Raw genomic sequence first — 15,857 nt, 5'->3', positions numbered from 1 at the left:
CGATTACTCCTGGATTGGCCGGCGGAACTGCTTCCCGCCGGGACCGTTGTTGCTGCCATTGTTCCCCAGGACAAGATTGCCATAGCTTGGTTCTCCCCGGAGAACCGATCGCCCCCGCACCTGGCGGTACACGCTCACCTTCCCGCCCAGCTGCACCGGGCCGGCCGATCCCTTCCGGTCCAGCAGCGACTCCGCGGCGCGGAGCCGCTCGAAGCTCGGCTGGAACGCGCCGAGCTCGAGGGCGGCGAGCGCGAGGACCCGTTGCCGGAGCGCCGCGGGCAGTGACCGCAGTCCGTCCTCCGGGAGCAGCACCGTGCCGTCGTCCCCCTCGGTGCGCAGGGACGCGTACGCCTCGGCGCTCAGCTGCTCGAGGAGGTCGGCGTCCTGCCCGAGGATGCGCGCCGTCCGCGCCAGCGCCCGCGCGATGCCGGGTCCCAGCTGGTCCTCGAGGAACGGCAGCACCTCGCCGCGCACCCGCGAACGCGCGTAGGACGGGTCGAGGTTGGTGGGGTCGTGCCAGGGGTCGAGGCCGTAGAAGGCGCAGATCGCCTCCGTGTCGGCCCGGCGCAGTTCGAGGAAGGGGCGGAGGTAGGGTCCGCGTCGCTCCGGCATGCCGGCCAGGGACCGGGTGCCGGAACCGCGGGCGAGGCCCAGCAGCACCTGCTCCGCCTGGTCGTCGAGCGTGTGGCCGAGCAGGACGGCGGCGGCCCCGAGCCGGGCGGCGGCGTCGTCGAGCGCGGCGTAGCGGGCGCCGCGGGCGGCGGCCTCCGGGCCCACGCCGTCGCGCTCCACGGTGACCCGACGCACCTCGACGGGGTCGAGGCCGAGGGTCCCGGCGGCGGCGGCCGCCCGCTCGGCCGTCACGGCGCTGCCCGCCTGGAGTCCGTGGTCGACGACGACGGCGCCCACGCGGCACCGGCCGGTGTGCATGAAGTGCGCGGCGACCGCGGCGAGGGCCAGCGAGTCGGGGCCGCCGCTGCAGGCGACGAGGACGAGCGGCAGGACGTCGCTGCCCACCGCGGGACCCGAGGCGCCCGACGTCGGACCGTTGCCGGGCCGACCGGGCTCGGGGAGGAGCCCGTCGAGGCTCGCGGCGAGCAGGTTCCGTGCCGTGCCGACCGCGGGGAGCAGGCGCGGGCGCCTAGCCATGGCGGCGCAGGCTCATCCTGTCGATCCACTGGTCGGGCGCGTGGATCTCCTGCTCGGTGGGCAGGTGCGACGCCGTCTGCCAGACCGCGTTGAAGCCGTCCATGCCGGTCTGGCTGACGACCCTCCGCACGAATTTCGAGCCGTCACTGTACTGGCGCATCTTCGCGTCGAGCCCCATCAGCTGCCGGATGACCTTCTCGACGGGGCCGCGGGACTTGCCGCGCGCGTTGAAGCGCCGGCGGATGGTCTTGACGGACGGGACGATGCTGCCGTCCACACCGTCCATGACGACGTTCGCATGGCCCTCGAGCAGGCTCATGACCGCGGTGAGGTGGGACAGGAGCGCCTTGTCCTCGGGGTCCTGCAGGATCGAGAGCACCCCCATGTTCTGCGACGGCACCTCCCCGGCCGCCGTGCTCCCGCCCGCCGCAGCCTCGCCGCGGGACCGCGCCTTGGCCGCGGTGATGTTCCTGACGGCGGCGCCGAGCCGCTCGGAGAGCGTGTCCGCCTTGTCCATGAGGCCGGAGGTCAGCTGCCCGATCTGGCCGGTCATGTGGTCCTTGAGCCATGGCGCCGCCGCGAACTGCACGCGGTGCGTCTGCTCGTGCAGGCAGACCCAGAGCCGGAAGTCGGAGGGGTCGACGTTCAGCTCGCGCTCCACCGAGATGATGTTCGGCGCCACGAGCATGAGCCGGCCGCCCGGCCCGTTGCGCGAGGGCACGAACGGGTCGTACTGCCCGAGCACCTTGCTGGACAGGAACGCGAGGATCGCGCCGAGCTGCGCCCCCGTCACGGTGCCCCCGAGGGTGAGGGACGCGGACTTGAGGACCTCGGGCTTCGTGACGGCCAGCTGGTCCAGCGCGGGTTGCATGAGGGCGCGGAAGCTCTGCGAATTGGCCCTGGACCAGGACGCACGGTCCACGATCAGCAGTTCGGAGTCCCGCAGGTCGCGGGCGGCGTCGAGCCGCGAGATGGCGTGGACGTGGTCGACGGACGCGCCCGCGAGCTCGCGCATGTTCTGCACGGCCCGGTTGATGTCGGCCGGTGTCATGGTGGGCCCGGCGGGGGTCAGGGATGCAGCCGTGGAAGCCGCCACATCCCAGTTGACCAGCTGCGGGCGGGGCGTGGCTGACTCGTTCCTGGACATGCGCCTATTCGATCACATCCCGCCCGTCGTGGCTCCCCGGGACCGGTCGTCCTGCCGCTCCGCGCGAACCGGGAGCTGCGGGTCAGCGGCAGCCGCACCCGGCGAGGATCGCGGCCGCCCGGTCGGCGGCCGCTCGCGCCTCGACCGTGGTGCCGTCGAGCCCGGCGGCGAGGAAGGAGAACACGAGGAGGCGCCCGTCGGCGGTGACCACGTGGCCCGTGAGCCCGGTGACCGCGTTCAGCGTCCCCGTCTTGGCGCGGACGGTGCCGGCACCGGCGGCGGCCGGCCCGTCCTCCGCCGTGAACCGGGTGGACAGCGTCCCGGTCAGCCCCGCGACGGGCAGCGACCCGGCGATCCCGGCGACGCCCGGCCGCTCCGATGTGGTGATCCCCCGCATCAGCGCCGCCAGCTGCCTCGGTGAGACGGCGTTCCGCGTGGACAGGCCCGCCGCATCCCCGACGAGCAGTCCCTCCTCGGGGACCCCCGCCCCCACAGCGGCCTCCTCGATCGCCTCCGTCGCCCCGCCGGACGACGCCGGGCGTCCGCTCCCCCGGGCGGCAGTCCGGGCCAGGGCCTCCGCGAGGTAGTTGTCGGAGATCTCCAGCATGCGCCGGACCTGGTCCTGCAGGGGTGCGGAGTCGACCGTCGCGACCGTCGCGGCGTCCTCCGGGGCCGCCTGCCGCTGCACGTCGGGGACCACGACGATCCCGCGGTCCGCGGCGGACGCCGCCAGGGCCGCCGCGAAGGTGCGGGCCGCGTCGAGGGCCGCGTCCTGCGACCGCGGGCCGGCGCCGGCACCCTCCTCCAGCCGGGCGGAATCCACGGCGAGGGAGTGCACCGGGGCGATCTCGCCCGCCTCGATGTCCCCTGCCGCCCATGTGGGGTTGAGGGTCGCACCGACGAACAGGGTGTCGTCGAGGGCGACGGTGTAGGGCCCCGGTCCCGGCAGGGCGGCCGCCGTCTCCGCCGCGAGGGTCCCGAGGCCGGCTCGCCCGACGACGGCATCCGGGTCCGACGTGCCGGAGCCGAGGAGGACGTCGCCGCCGCCGTGGAGGTACAGGACCCCGGGCGCGGACTCCGCGGCGAGGACCGACGTCGTCAGGACCTGCCCGGGCTGCCCGAAGGTCAGGGCGGCCACCGCGGTGAGGAGCTTGATGGTGGAGGCCGGGGCCTGGAGGCGTGCGGCGTCCCGCGCGTAGAGGACGCTCCCGTCCGCGGAGTCGAGGACCGTCCCGGCGAAGGTGCCGGCTCCCGGGATCTGCAGGGCGGCGTCGAGCTCCGGGCCCAGCACCGCCGGATCCGGCACCGGCGCGGACGGCGAGAGGGTGGTGACGACGTCGGGCACCGCGACGGCCGTCGGCGGGACCTGGGCCGCCGGCGTGACCGGCGGCGCCACCGGCGGCGGCGGGGAGACCACGGCCAGCACGCCCGGGGTGAGGTGGGTGGCCACCGGGACCGCGACCGCCGCCATGGCCAGGACCAGCACGAGCCGGGCCAGCAGGCGTAACGGGCGCACGGGGTGTCCTTTCGCGAGACGTCCGGGAGGAGCACCGCGGGCACGGGAAATGCCCGGGTACGGGTGACCGACCGATATGTTAGGGCTGACGATAAAACAGTAGACCGGCGGAGCCCCTTCTCCGCGAGGGCGCGGATGCCGGCCGCCATCGACCTACTCCAGGAGTTGCCATGAAGCTCGACGTCACCATCGAGATCCCGAAGGGCTCACGCGTCAAGTACGAGATCGACCACGAGACCCACAGGTTGCGCCTGGACCGCGTCCTGTTCACGGCCATGCAGTACCCCACGCACTACGGCTACTTCGAGAACACCCTCGGCGAGGACGGCGACCCGCTGGACGCGCTGGTCATGCTGCAGGACTTCGACCTCCTCCCCGGCGTCCTCGTCGAATCCCGGCCCATCGGCGTCTTCAACATGACCGACGACGGCGGCGGGGACGCCAAGGTGCTCTGCGTGCCCGTGGACCCGCGCTTCGACCACATCCGGGACCTGTCCGACGTCTCGGACTTCCTGCTCGACGAGATCAAGCACTTCTTCACGAAGTACAAGGACCTCGAGCCGGGCAAGTGGGTCGAGGCCGCGGACTGGGCGGGCCGCGAGGAGGCCGAGGCGGAGGTCGAGGCCTCGCTGAAGCGCTTCCAGGAGTTCGGTGATGCGAGCGCGGAGGACGAGCCGCAGGGCCGATCCGTCGACGTCGAGGCGGAGAACGCCACGGAGACACCCGAGGGCCGTTAGCAGCACCCGCTTCGGTGCCCGCCGTCCGCCCTCAAGACGGGCGGCGGGCGGTCCTGCCGGTCCGGGCCCCGGCAGCCGGATCGCAGCCGAGAACAACGTCCTTGCGTTGCCGAAGGCCGCCCTGGCTCCATACTGATCCCATGAACTACGTCCTGACGATCAACCAGCGCGACTCGCGCGAGGTCGGGGACCTCACCGCGGAGCTGCTGAAGGCACTGCGGCACCTGCCCGCCGTGGTGCCGTTCCAGCGGTCGGTGGGCGACGAGGTGCAGGGCGTGGTGGATTCGGCGACGACGGCGGTCGATGCCGCTCTGCGCGCCCTCCGCCAGCGGCGCTGGCACGTGGGCCTGGGCGTCGGCGGCCTCACGCCCCCCGTGCCGGAGCGCCTCGTGGACGCCGAGGGCTACGGCCTCGTCTACGCCCGCCGCGCTGTCGACAGGGCCCGGCGGACCGGCGAGCGGATCCCCCTCGCGGTCGAGGGACCGGACGGGGACGTCGCCGCCGAGGCGGAAGCGGTGCTGCGGCTGCTCGGTCAGATCGTCTCGACGCGCACCGACGCCGAGTGGGCCGTCCTCGACCTCCTGACGCCCGGCGCGCGGGGTCAGCAGAAGTACGTCGCGCAGGAACTGGGGATCACCGCGCAGGCCGTCAGCCGCGCCGTCGTGCGGTCCCACTGGATGGAGGAGTGGGCCACGCGGCCCGCCGCCGCCCGCCTGCTGGATCTCGCCCACGGCCCGGCGTCGCTGCCCGCAGCGGCGTCGGCCTGCTGACCCGGGCCCGACGCCCGGGCCTGCCGGCCCGTCCGGCTAGACGAGGGAGCGGAGGACCTTCGCCGCGCCGTCGTCGTACACGGTGCCCGTGACCTCCGAGGCCGCCGACCGGACCTCGTCCGGGGCCTGCCCCATCGCGACGCCGCGTCCGGCCCACTGGAGCATCTCGATGTCGTTGCGGCCGTCACCCACGGCGACCGTGTGCGACCGCGAGGTTCCGAGCCGGTCCCGGAGCACTTCCAGGGCGCTGGCCTTCGTCACGCCCGCGGCGGCGATGTCCAGCCACGCCGTCCAGCCCACCGAGTAGGTGACGCCGTGCAGGCCGATCGCGGCGACGGCGTCGCCGAACTCCTCGGCCGAACTGTCGGTGCTGAAGACCACCACGCGCACGGCCCGCGACTCGAGCATCTCCTCGAAGCCGACGCTCTCCGCCTCGGAGCCGAAGCTCGCATCCTGGAAGCTCTCGGTCGAGAGGAACCTGCCGCGGTCGTCCTCCAGGGCGTACTTCGCGGACGGCAGGCGCTCACGCAGTGCGCTCAAGGCCGGTCGCGGGTCGAAGGTCACGCGGTCGATGACCTCGAATCCTCCGGGGAGGGCGGTGTCGATCCTCAGCGTGACGCCCCCGTTGGAGCACACCGCGTATCCGCGCGTGATGCCGAGGAGCCCGATCACGGGCAGCGTCGCCCCGAGGGAGCGGCCCGTGGCGATGATGACGTCGTGCCCGGCCTCGATGACGGCCCGGGCGGCATCCCGGACCTCGGCCGTCATGTTCCCCTCGTGGTCCACGAGGGTGCCGTCGACGTCGAGGGCCACCAGATGCTGCATTCGGTTTTCCTGCCGGTCATCGATGCCGGCGTCGGTCAGAGTAGTCATACCCCTTAGTGAAGCAGACGCTCCCGAGACGCGGCTAGCGCGGCGCCAGTACCGGAAGGATTTCCAGTCCGTTCAGGTAGGGACGCAGGGCGGCGGGGACCGTCACCGACCCGTCGGGGTTCTGGTGGTGCTCGAGGATCGCGACGATCCACCGCGTGGTGGCGAGGGTCCCGTTGAGGGTCGCGACGGCGCGCGTCCCCTTCTGGCCCTCCCCCTCCTGGCGTTCGCGGATGTTCAGGCGGCGCGCCTGGAAGGTGGTGCAGTTCGACGTCGAGGTCAGCTCGCGGTAGTCGCCCTGCGTGGGGACCCACGCCTCGCAGTCGAACTTGCGGGCCGCGGACATCCCGAGGTCACCGGCCGCGGTGTCGATGACCCGGTAGGGCAGCTCCACCTTCGCGAGCATCTCCTCCTCCCAGGCCAGCATGCGGGCGTGCTCCGCCGCGGCGTCCTCCACCGTGGTGTAGGTGAACATCTCCACCTTGTTGAACTGGTGCACGCGGATGATCCCGCGGGTGTCCTTGCCGTGCGAGCCCGCCTCGCGCCGGTAGCAGGACGACCAGCCCGCGTAGCGCAGGGGGCCCGCCCCGAGGTCCAGGATCTCGTCGGAGTGGTACCCGGCGAGCGCGACCTCGGAGGTGCCCACGAGGTAGAGGTCGTCCTCTGCGAGCCGGTAGATCTCGGCGTCGTGGGCGACGTCGAAGCCCGTGCCCTGCATGACCTCCGGGCGCACGAGGGTGGGGGTGATCATGGGCGTGAACCCCGCCCTGATGGCCTGGTCCAGCGCCATCTGCAGCAGGGCGATCTCCAGGCGCGCACCGACGCCCTTCAGGAAGTAGAAGCGTGATCCCGAGACCTTGGCGCCCCGTTCCATGTCGATCGCCCCGATGAGCTCGCCGATCTCGAGGTGGTCGCGGGGCTCGAAGCCCTCGGCCGCGAAGTCCCGCGGGGTCCCGACCGTCCTGACGACCACGTAGTCGGCCTCGCCGCCCTCCGGCACGCCGTCCTGTACGAGGTTGGGGAGCTTCCGCAGCAGTGCCTCCTGCTCCGCCTTCGCCTCCTCCGACGCACCGGCGGCCGCCTTCACGGCGGCGGCGAGCTCCCTGACCTCGGCGAGCAGTGCCTGCTTCTCCTCGCCCTTCGCCTGGGCGACCCGCTTGCCGAACGCGTTCTGCTCGGCGCGGAGCGTCTCGTAGGACGTCACGGATTCCCGGCGGCGCGCATCCGCGGAGAGGACGGCGTCGACCAGCGACTCGTCGGCCCGGCGGGCGCGCTGCGATGCTCGGAACTGCTCGGGATTCAGGCGGAGGTCGTTGACGTCGATCACCCGCTAAGACTACCCAACCCCTGGCGACCGCCCGGTCGTGCCGGGCGGGCCGCTATTGTGGGTGAGCATGCGCCGCAAACTGCTCGCCGGGACCGCCGCGGCGTCCGCCGCCGTCGCATCCATCCAGTCGTTCTGGTCCGTCAGGCGCCTCCGGCAGACGCGGACGCCGACGGCCTCCGTCCACGAACCCACCCGGGTGGGCGACGGACCGCAGCGCGTCGCCCTCGTCCTCAATCCCACGAAGCTGCAGGCGGGCGCCGCGCGCGCACTGGTGGAGCAGGCGTGCTCCGACGCCGGCTGGACCCCTCCGCTCATCCTCGAGACCACGATCGAGGACCCGGGGACCGGCCAGGCGGAGCGGGCGCTGGCAGCAGGGGCGGATCTCGTGATCGCAGCCGGCGGTGACGGGACGGTGCGGGCCGTCGCCGGGGCACTCGCGCATCAGCCCGCGGCCCTCGGCCTCCTGCCGCTGGGGACCGGCAACCTGCTGGTGCGGAACCTCGGCCTGCCGTACAACGACGTCGCCGGGTGCCTGCGCCTCGCGCTGCGCGGCTACGAGCGGCGGATCGACATGGCGCGGATCACGCTCCGCAACGAGCGCACGGCGACGGCGTCGGAGTATCCGTTCCTCGTGATGGGCGGCATCGGCTTCGACGCGAGTGTCATGGCGGCCACCAAGGACGACCTCAAGGAGAAGTACGGCTGGCTCGCCTACAGCGGGGCGAGCGTGCGGCACCTGCCCGGCAGGCGGCGGCGCATCTCGATCAGCCTGGACGGCCGGCCCCCGCAGACCCGGAAGGTGCGCAGCCTCCTGGTGGCCAACTGCGGGAAACTGCCGGCGGGGGTGGACTTCGTGCCCGCCGCGCGGATCGACGACGGCTACCTCGACGTCGTGGTCCTCAGTCCGCGCAGCCTGATCGGCTGGGCGTTCATGGCCGCGAAGATCGTCCTCCGGCACCGGGGCGGCATCCCTGCCATCAGTTACTACCGTGCCCGGGAGGTCACGGTGTGGTCCGGCGAGCCGATCGCCACACAGCTCGACGGCGACGCCTCCGGCACGATCACGTCCATGATGGCCCGCGCGGATCCGGGCGCGCTGCTCGTCCGGGTCCCGCCTCCGGTTCCCGGACTCCCGGCTTCCCCGGCGCCCGCGATCCCGGCCCGGCGGCCGCGGGTGAGCCCCGTGGGGCCGGGCTCCTCCTGCCGCTCCTAGCGGTCGCGGTCGGTGTACCCGCCCTCGCCCTCGGGCCTGTCGACGAGCTGCTTGTCCTTGTCGGTGTACTCGCCCTCCTCGGCCGGGTTCTCGGCCGAGGTGTAGCCACCTGATTCCCCTTCGGGGGCTGCACTGGTGTAGTGGCCCTCGTGCTTGACGGCGCCCGCGGCTGCCGACGAGCCGCCCTCGGCCTGCTCGTTGATCAGGGCCTGCTCCTCGGCGAAGCGGAGGTCGTTGCCCTGGTCGCCGGCGTCGCCGTGCCAGTTGGGGTCCGACGTCGAGCCGTCACCCTTGTTGGGGTTGACGATGTGTCCGTCGTGGGAGTTCTCGGTCATGATCCTGCCTTTCGTCGGAGGATGCGCTCCTCGGTGGGCGCCCCGTGCCAGCGTACTGACGAACGGGATGGTTGGAAATGCGCGGCGTCAGCCACGCAGCAATTCCTGCACGGCCTTCTCCGAGGCCGAGTAGGACGTGATGGGGATGACCTCGCCGCTCATGAAGCGGTCCACGAGCCGCGGGTCCACGTAGGAGCTCCTGGCCACGGTGGGGGTGTTGCCGAGGTGGTCGGCGACGGCCCGCATGGTGGCGCTGACGGCCTTCTGCCGAGCCGTGCGGGTCGTGGCGCCGAGGTCTTCCCGCGCGAGGGCCATGGCGGCGACGACGGTGGCCTGCCAGGTGCGGAAGTCCTTTGCGGTGAAGGGCCCGCCCGTGACCTGCCGCAGGAAATCGTTGAGCTGGGAGCCGTCCACGTGGTGCCAGGCGCCGTCCTCGGTCTGGAACGCGAGCACGGTGTCGGGGTCCTCGCGCTCCAGCATGGGGCGCAGCGCCTCGGCGAGATCCGCGTCCTCCAGGCGGGTGTCCCACTGCTGGCCGCTCTTGCCGGGGAAGTCGAACCTGATGATGTCCCCCTCGACGGTGCAGTGCTCCACGAGGAGGGTCGTGACGCCGAAGGATCCGTTGGCCTCCGCGTACTGGGCCGAGCCGATCCTGAGGGCCCCGGCGTCGACGATCCGCAGGGCGGCGGCGAATGCGCGTTCCCTCGTCGCCCCGTCGCTGCGCAGGTGCTGGGTGATGGAGCGGCGAGCGCTGGGCAGTTTCGCGCCGAAGTCCAGGGCCCGGTCGAACTTCTCGCGATCCTTCTGTTCCCGCCAGGACGGGTGGTACATGTACTGACGCCGGCCGGCGTCGTCCGTCCCGATGGCCTGGACGTGGCCGTTGGGGTAGGGCGCGATCCACACGTCCTTCCACGCCGGCGGGATCACCAGCTCCTTGATGCGCTCGACCTCGTGGCGGTCCTGGAGCAGCGTGCCGTCGGGCGCGCGGTAACTGAAGCCCTTGCCGCTCCGGCGGCGGGTGATACCGGGCCTGCGCGTATTGCTGCGCCGCAGTCGAGCCATCGTGGAACCTGCCTTCGGTGGGAGGAGGACCTGCAATACTAAGCCTACTGTGTTTCAGGCCTCTCCAGCGTGCCGTCCTTCCCGGCCCCGGATGATGTCCCCGAGCCACGCGTCGGCGGCTCCGAAGGCGGCGTCGGAGGTGTGGCGCTCCACGGCCGGCGACCGGCGATCCGCGCGCGCGTAGGAGCCGAGGAACCTCAGGCCCGGGCTGATGCGGTGCAGGCCCTTGAGGGCGTCGGCCACCCGGGCGTCCTCGACATGGCCGTCGGCGTCCACGCTGAAGAAGTAGTCGCCGAGGAACTGCCCCGTGGGTCGCGACTCGATGCGGCTGAGGTTCACGCCCCGCGCGGCGAACTGGTCGAGGATCTGCATGAGGGCGCCGGGGTGGTCGTCGGGCAGGGGAATCACGAGGGTCGTCTTGTCCGCGCCCGTGCGCGGGGGCAGGGCGTCCGGCGTGCCCACCAGGATGAAACGGGTGACGGCGTCGGTGACGTCCCCGATGTCCGCGGCGAGGACGGCGAGGCCGAGCCGTTCGGCCACGAGCGGCGAGCAGATGGCCGCGTCGTAGCCGTGGCCGTCCCCGGCGAGTCCGTAGGCGGCCGCGGCGGTCGACGACGACGGGACGTACTCCGCCTCCCGGACGTGCGCGTCCACCCAGTTCCGGCATTGCGCCCAGGCGTGGCCGTGGGTGGCGATGCGTCGGACCCCGGCCAGGGTGGTACCCGGCCGGGCGGCGAGGACGAACGTGATGGACACGAGCTCCTCGCGCAGGATGCGCAGCGGCTCCCCTCCCGCGATGGCGTCGAGGGTCGCGCTCACCCCGCCCTCGACCGAGTTCTCGATGGGCACCATGGCGGCATCGACGGAGCGGGAGCGGACGGCGTCGAGCGCGGCCCCCACGGTGGCCGCGGGAACGCGTCGGGCGGTGTCGGCGCCCGGCACCTGGAGCAGTGCGGCCTCGGTGAAGGTCCCCTCGGGGCCCAGGTAGGCGTAGGACGGACCGCCGCCCGGGGATGCGGGGCCGGTCACAGGACCGTGGGCTCGCCGCCCACCTCGGAGACCATCGGCTTCCCTGCCTCGAGCCAGGCGCCCATGCCCCCGCTCACGTTGACGGCCGTGTAGCCCTGCCCCTCCAGCCACTCCGCGGCGCGCTGCGACCTGCCGCCGCTGCGGCAGATCACGTGCAGGTCCTCGTCCGGGTCCAGTTCCCCGAGCCGGGCCGGCAGCTCGTCGAGGGGGACGTGCAGCGCGCCGGCCACGTGGCCGGCCTCCCACTCGTAGTCCTCGCGGACGTCGAGGATGCGGGCGTCGTCTGGTACTGCCGTGACGGGTACGTTCTGGATTTCGCTCATGCGCCTACCTTTTCACGGGCCGCGGGGCGCCGCCATTGCTACGGTCCGCCCTGCCCTGCCGCGGCTCCTATAGTGGTCGGTGATGAGCGAACTCCACGAACTCTCCGCCCTCACCCTCCGGGACGCCCTGGCGCGCGGTGCCGTCGGCGCGCGGGAGGTCACCGAGCACTTCCTGCGGCGGATCGACGCCCTCGACCCGGACCTCGGCGCGTTCATCACGGTCACGCACGACGACGCCCTCCGCGCGGCCGACAACGCCGACCGCGTGCGCGCCTCCGGCGCCGCGCTCGGGCCCCTGCATGGCATGCCCATCGCGCACAAGGACCTCACCGACGTCGCCGGTGTGAGGACCACGCTGGGCACCGCCGCGCTCGGCCACGCGGTCGCCGAGCGGGACGCCCCGCTCGCCGCGGTGCTGCGCCGGGCGGGGGCCGTCAGCCTCGGCAAGACCCAGGTGCCCGAGTTCGGGCTCAGCTGCTACAGCGAGAACGCCATCGCCCCGCCGGCCCGCAACCCGCTCGACCTCCGGCTCAGCCCGGGTGGCTCCTCCGGCGGCAGCGCCGCGGCGGTGGCGGCGCGGATGATCCCGTTCGCGCCGGGCACCGACGGCGGGGGGTCCATCCGCATCCCCGCGGCCGCCACCGGCCTCGTGGGCCTCAAGCCCAACCGCGGCCGCGTGCCGTCGGGGTCCGGGCAGGCCGACCTCGGGCAGCTGGGCGTCGCCGGCCCCCTCGCTCACTCCGCGGTGGACGCGGCGCTGCTGCTCGACGCCCTGGTGCGGGAACCGAACTACCGGCCCACGAGCGCGGCCTCCCGGTACCCCGGCTCCTTCACGGAGGCGGCCCTGCGCGCCGAAGGGCGCTTCCGGATCGGTGTCAGCACGGCGTCGCCCTTCGCGGGTGCCCTGGACATCGGCCTCGACGCCGCCGCGACGGACGCGCTCACCGCAGGGATCCAGACGCTGCAGCGCGCCGGGCACGACGTCGTCGACGCCGATCTCACCTACGATCCGCGCTACCACGACGCCTTCCAGCTCGTGTGGACGGCCGCACTGGCCACGGCGCCGATCCCCGACGAGCGCGAGGACCGGTTGACGGACATCACGCGGGTGATGCGGCGGCGGGCCCTGGGACGCAGCGCGGCGGACCTCGCGGGCGCCGTCGACCTGCTGCGGCAGTTCGAGCACGACACGATCGAGCAGTACTCGCGCTTCGACATGATCCTGACACCGGCGCTCGCCATGACGCCGCGGCCGATCGGCTGGTACACGGACGCCGACGGCGACACCGACTACCGGCGGCAGTGCCAGTACTCGCCCTACACCTCGATGGTGAACGTGTGCGGCCTGCCCGCCGTGACCGTGCCGACCCTGCGCCTGCCGGAGGGCCTGTCCATGAGCGTGCAGCTCATCGGCCGCCCCGGGGAGGAGGCGCAGCTCCTCGCCGCGACAGCACAGGTCGAGGCGCATCGGCAGTAGGTCGTCATGAGTCTCGCGTCCCGTCCCCTGAGCGGCGCCCGCCACGTCCGGCCGGATCCTGTTGCGCGGCGGTCCCCGATCCCACAGACTTCTACCCACCGGTAACATCCGTACCGGCAGATGCAGGAGACCTGCACCGACGTGTTGAGATCAAAGGAGATCGCGTGCCGAACCTCGCCAACAACCTGGTGGCCACTGCGACGAGGAGCCCCTCGGCGGTGGCCATCAGGCTCGACGACGTCGAGCTGACCTTCGGCGCCCTCGAGGTGCTCAGCCAGAAGGTCGCCACCCTCCTCGCGGAGCACGGGGTGCAGCGCGGCGACCGGGTCGCCCTCATCATGCCCAATATTCCGCAGATGGCATTCGTCTACTACGGGGTCCTCCGGGCCGGGGCCGTCGTCGTTCCCCTGAATCCGCTCCTCAAGGGACGCGAGGTGGCCTACCACCTCACGAACTCGGGTGCGAGGCTCGTGTTCGCCTGGGAGGGCGTCATCGGCGAGGCGCAGGCGGGCGCCGAGGCCTCGGGGGCCGAGACCGGCAGTGGGGTCGCCGTGGTGACGGTCGACGCCGGCGCCTTCATGCAGCGTGTCTCCGCGGCCGAGCCCACCCCGGGCGTCGTGGAACTCGACGGCGAGGACACCGCCGTCGTGCTGTACACCTCCGGGACCACAGGACGGCCCAAGGGCGCCACGCTCTCCCACACCAATCTCTCCCGCAACACGGAGATCTCCCGCGACCTCATGGGGATCGCCGAGGGCGAGGTCCTGTTCGGGGGCCTGCCGTTCTTCCACATCTTCGGGCAGACCTGCGCGCTGAACGCCGCGGTGCTGACGGGCGCCACCGTGACCCTGCTCCCCCGCTTCGAGCCGGGCAAGGCGCTCGAGATCATCCAGCGGGACCGCGTCACGGTCTTCGAGGGTGTCCCCACCATGTACGTCGCGATGCTGCGCCACCCGAGCGTCGCCGGCACGGACCTCTCCTCCGTCCGCGTGGCCGTGTCCGGCGGGTCCGCCCTGCCGGTCGAGGTGCTGCACGAGTTCGAGCGCGTCTTCAGGGCCGACCTGCTGGAGGGCTACGGCCTGTCGGAGACCTCGCCGATCGTGAGCTTCAACCGCGTGGGGCACCTCCGCAAGCCCGGCTCGATCGGCACCCCGGTGGACGGCGTCGAGGTGCGGATGCTCGACCCGGAGGGCATCGAGGTGCCGCAGGGCGAGGTGGGGGAGCTCGCCGTGCGCGGGCACTGCGTGATGAAGGGCTACTGGGAGAACCAGGACGCCACCGAGGCCGCCATCCCCGACGGCTGGTTCCGCACGGGAGATCTCGCCCGTGTGGACGAGGACGGCCTGCTGTTCATCGTGGACCGCAAGAAGGACGTCATCCTCCGCGGTGGCTACAACGTGTACCCGCGGGAGGTCGAGGAGGTCCTGTACGAGCATCCCGCGGTGGCGGAAGCGGCGGTGATCGGCGTGCCGGACGACCTGCACGGCGAGGAGATCGTCGCCGTCATCGGCGTCCGCGCGGAGCACGCACCGGCCGACGACGCCGCCCGCGAGGCCCTCGCGGCCGAGATCACCGCCTTCGCGAAGGAGCGCGTGGCCGCCTACAAGTACCCGCGGCGCGTGGTCCTGGTGGAGGCGCTGCCCAAGGGACCCACGGGCAAGATCCTCAAGCGCGAGATCACGGTCCAGCCCGGCGTGCACTGAAGACGCCGTAGACCTGCGCGGCGGCATCCTCCATCAGGGCACCGGCCCCCTCGATCAGTTCGTCGAGGGCCATCGGTCCCGTGGCGAGGGAGAATGCCGCCGCCAGTCCGGCGTCCTGGACCCGGGCGGCCGAGAGCCGGACGCGTCCGGCGATCACGACGACGGCGCACGCCGCCGGGGCGTGCGCCACGACGGCATGGACCACCTTCCCGCCCAGCGACTGGGAGTCGAAGGAGCCCTCGCCGGTGAGCACGAGATCCGCGCCGGCGAGCGCGCCGGCCAGTCCGACGGCGTCGGCCACCAGTGCGGAGCCGGGGACGATCCCGGCACCCAGGAACGGGACGAGCACGGCGGGGAGTCCGCCGGCCGCGCCCGCGCCCGGCACGTCCCGCATGTCGACGCCGGTGGTCCCGGCGACCACCCGCGCCAGGTGGCCGAGGCCGGCGTCCAGGACGACGACGTCGTCCGGCGTCGCGCCCTTCTGCGGCCCGAAGACGGCCGCGGCGCCGCGCGGTCCGCAGAGGGGGTTGTCGACGTCGACGGCGATGCGCCAGCGGACGTCGCGGGCGCGGGGGTGGAGCCGGGTCAGATCGATGGTCGCGAGGGCGCCCAGCGCGCCGCCGCCCGGTACGAGGGCGTCGCCGTCGGCGTCCAGGAAGCGGGCTCCGAGCGCTGACAGGAGGCCGGTGCCGCCGTCGGTCGTCGCCGACCCGCCGATGCACAGCAGGATCTCGTCCGCGCCGTCGTCGAGGAGGCGGGCCGCGATCTCGCCCACGCCGTAGCTGGTGGCGGTGAGGGCCTCGAGGGGACGGTCCGCGACCAGAGGCAGGCCGTTGGCCTCCGCCGCCTCGAGGACCCCCCGGACCGGGGAACCGGGCGGACCGGCCGGGGAGAGGCCGTAGCGCGCGGTCCGCGCACGGCCGGCGGCGTCGTGGCAGGGCGTGGTCCGCGCCTCGACGTGCCAGGCCGCGAGCAGGGCGTCGAGCGTCCCCTCGCCGCCGTCGGCGAGGGGCACCAGGACGACGTCGGGCGCCGGGTGGCCGAGGCGGGCGGCGGCAGCCGTGACACCGGCGGACATGGCGAGGGCAGCCTCCGCCGCGGGGAGGCTGCCCTTGAGGGAGTCGGGTGCGAGGACGATCCGGAGCGGTCGCTGATGCGCGGGGGTGGTCACGCATCCACCCTAGGGCGGCGTCCGGGCC

15 protein-coding genes are annotated in these 15,857 nt (G+C 73.0%); 5 read left to right on the top strand and 10 right to left on the bottom strand.

Annotated features, from left to right (window positions below):
* Nucleotides 1–3: 3 nt before the first annotated feature.
* The 3 genes from tilS to dacB all read right to left on the bottom strand — a co-directional run bounded on the left by tilS (nucleotide 4) and on the right by dacB (nucleotide 3,812).
* Nucleotides 4–1,149: a tRNA lysidine(34) synthetase TilS gene (gene tilS, locus ACX80P_RS12425; protein ID WP_459278411.1), complete on the bottom strand. Its 1,146-nt coding sequence runs from the start codon at nucleotides 1,147–1,149 to the stop codon at nucleotides 4–6.
* The gene (locus ACX80P_RS12420; protein WP_459278410.1) at nucleotides 1,142–2,296 is read right to left on the bottom strand and encodes an Rv3626c family coenzyme F420 biosynthesis-associated protein; all 1,155 of its coding nucleotides are present in this window, start codon (nucleotides 2,294–2,296) and stop codon (nucleotides 1,142–1,144) included. The genes tilS and ACX80P_RS12420 overlap by 8 nt, the downstream gene beginning before the upstream one ends.
* An 82-nt stretch (nucleotides 2,297–2,378) precedes the next feature.
* Complete coding sequence (gene dacB, locus ACX80P_RS12415) at nucleotides 2,379–3,812, bottom strand: D-alanyl-D-alanine carboxypeptidase/D-alanyl-D-alanine endopeptidase (RefSeq protein WP_459278409.1); 1,434 nt, start codon at nucleotides 3,810–3,812, stop codon at nucleotides 2,379–2,381.
* Between the two features lie 170 nt (nucleotides 3,813–3,982).
* Between dacB and ACX80P_RS12410 the strand changes: the two genes are divergently transcribed.
* Both ACX80P_RS12410 and ACX80P_RS12405 read left to right on the top strand, forming a co-directional pair.
* Nucleotides 3,983–4,549 carry an inorganic diphosphatase gene (locus ACX80P_RS12410; protein ID WP_459278408.1) on the top strand — a complete coding sequence of 189 codons (567 nt, stop codon included), beginning with the start codon at nucleotides 3,983–3,985 and terminating at the stop codon, nucleotides 4,547–4,549.
* Nucleotides 4,550–4,689: 140 nt separating this feature from the next.
* Nucleotides 4,690–5,319 (top strand): hypothetical protein, encoded by a 630-nt coding sequence (locus tag ACX80P_RS12405; RefSeq protein WP_459278407.1) that lies wholly within the window; start codon nucleotides 4,690–4,692, stop codon nucleotides 5,317–5,319.
* Nucleotides 5,320–5,355: 36 nt separating this feature from the next.
* On the opposite strand, the gene ACX80P_RS12400 is transcribed toward ACX80P_RS12405, so the two are convergent.
* The gene (locus ACX80P_RS12400; RefSeq protein ID WP_459278406.1) at nucleotides 5,356–6,192 is read right to left on the bottom strand and encodes an HAD family hydrolase; all 837 of its coding nucleotides are present in this window, start codon (nucleotides 6,190–6,192) and stop codon (nucleotides 5,356–5,358) included.
* A 34-nt stretch (nucleotides 6,193–6,226) separates the two neighbouring features.
* A complete protein-coding gene (gene serS / locus ACX80P_RS12395; protein ID WP_459278405.1) occupies nucleotides 6,227–7,516 on the bottom strand; it encodes a serine--tRNA ligase in 1,290 nt (429 codons plus the stop codon).
* 67 nt (nucleotides 7,517–7,583) lie between these two features.
* Here serS and ACX80P_RS12390 point away from each other — a divergent pair, with 67 nt between their 5' ends.
* The gene (locus tag ACX80P_RS12390; protein ID WP_459278404.1) at nucleotides 7,584–8,729 is read left to right on the top strand and encodes a diacylglycerol/lipid kinase family protein; all 1,146 of its coding nucleotides are present in this window, start codon (nucleotides 7,584–7,586) and stop codon (nucleotides 8,727–8,729) included.
* Here ACX80P_RS12390 and ACX80P_RS12385 read toward each other — a convergent pair.
* The 4 genes from ACX80P_RS12385 to ACX80P_RS12370 form a co-directional block, all read right to left on the bottom strand.
* Nucleotides 8,726–9,064: a hypothetical protein gene (locus ACX80P_RS12385; protein ID WP_459278403.1), complete on the bottom strand. Its 339-nt coding sequence runs from the start codon at nucleotides 9,062–9,064 to the stop codon at nucleotides 8,726–8,728. The genes ACX80P_RS12390 and ACX80P_RS12385 overlap by 4 nt on opposite strands.
* Nucleotides 9,065–9,151: 87 nt before the next feature.
* A complete protein-coding gene (locus ACX80P_RS12380; protein WP_459278402.1) occupies nucleotides 9,152–10,126 on the bottom strand; it encodes a DNA topoisomerase IB in 975 nt (324 codons plus the stop codon).
* Between the two features lie 54 nt (nucleotides 10,127–10,180).
* Nucleotides 10,181–11,155: a prephenate dehydratase gene (gene pheA, locus ACX80P_RS12375; RefSeq protein ID WP_459278401.1), complete on the bottom strand. Its 975-nt coding sequence runs from the start codon at nucleotides 11,153–11,155 to the stop codon at nucleotides 10,181–10,183.
* The gene (locus tag ACX80P_RS12370; protein WP_459278400.1) at nucleotides 11,152–11,478 is read right to left on the bottom strand and encodes a rhodanese-like domain-containing protein; all 327 of its coding nucleotides are present in this window, start codon (nucleotides 11,476–11,478) and stop codon (nucleotides 11,152–11,154) included. Before ACX80P_RS12370 ends, pheA begins: the two co-directional genes overlap by 4 nt.
* An 82-nt stretch (nucleotides 11,479–11,560) precedes the next feature.
* Between ACX80P_RS12370 and ACX80P_RS12365 the strand changes: the two genes are divergently transcribed.
* Both ACX80P_RS12365 and ACX80P_RS12360 read left to right on the top strand, forming a co-directional pair.
* Nucleotides 11,561–12,955, top strand: coding sequence for an amidase (locus tag ACX80P_RS12365; RefSeq protein ID WP_459278399.1), 1,395 nt, complete (start codon nucleotides 11,561–11,563; stop codon nucleotides 12,953–12,955).
* Nucleotides 12,956–13,119: 164 nt separating this feature from the next.
* Nucleotides 13,120–14,658, top strand: coding sequence for a long-chain-fatty-acid--CoA ligase (locus ACX80P_RS12360; protein ID WP_459278398.1), 1,539 nt, complete (start codon nucleotides 13,120–13,122; stop codon nucleotides 14,656–14,658).
* Here ACX80P_RS12360 and ACX80P_RS12355 read toward each other — a convergent pair.
* Nucleotides 14,633–15,829, bottom strand: coding sequence for a glycerate kinase (locus tag ACX80P_RS12355; protein ID WP_459278397.1), 1,197 nt, complete (start codon nucleotides 15,827–15,829; stop codon nucleotides 14,633–14,635). The genes ACX80P_RS12360 and ACX80P_RS12355 overlap by 26 nt on opposite strands.
* Nucleotides 15,830–15,857: the final 28 nt, after the last annotated feature.

It is taken from the genome of Arthrobacter arabinosi, from assembly GCF_054511115.1.
The sequence above is the reverse complement of the archived record's forward strand: the minus strand, read 5'-3'. Positions and strand labels throughout refer to the sequence as shown.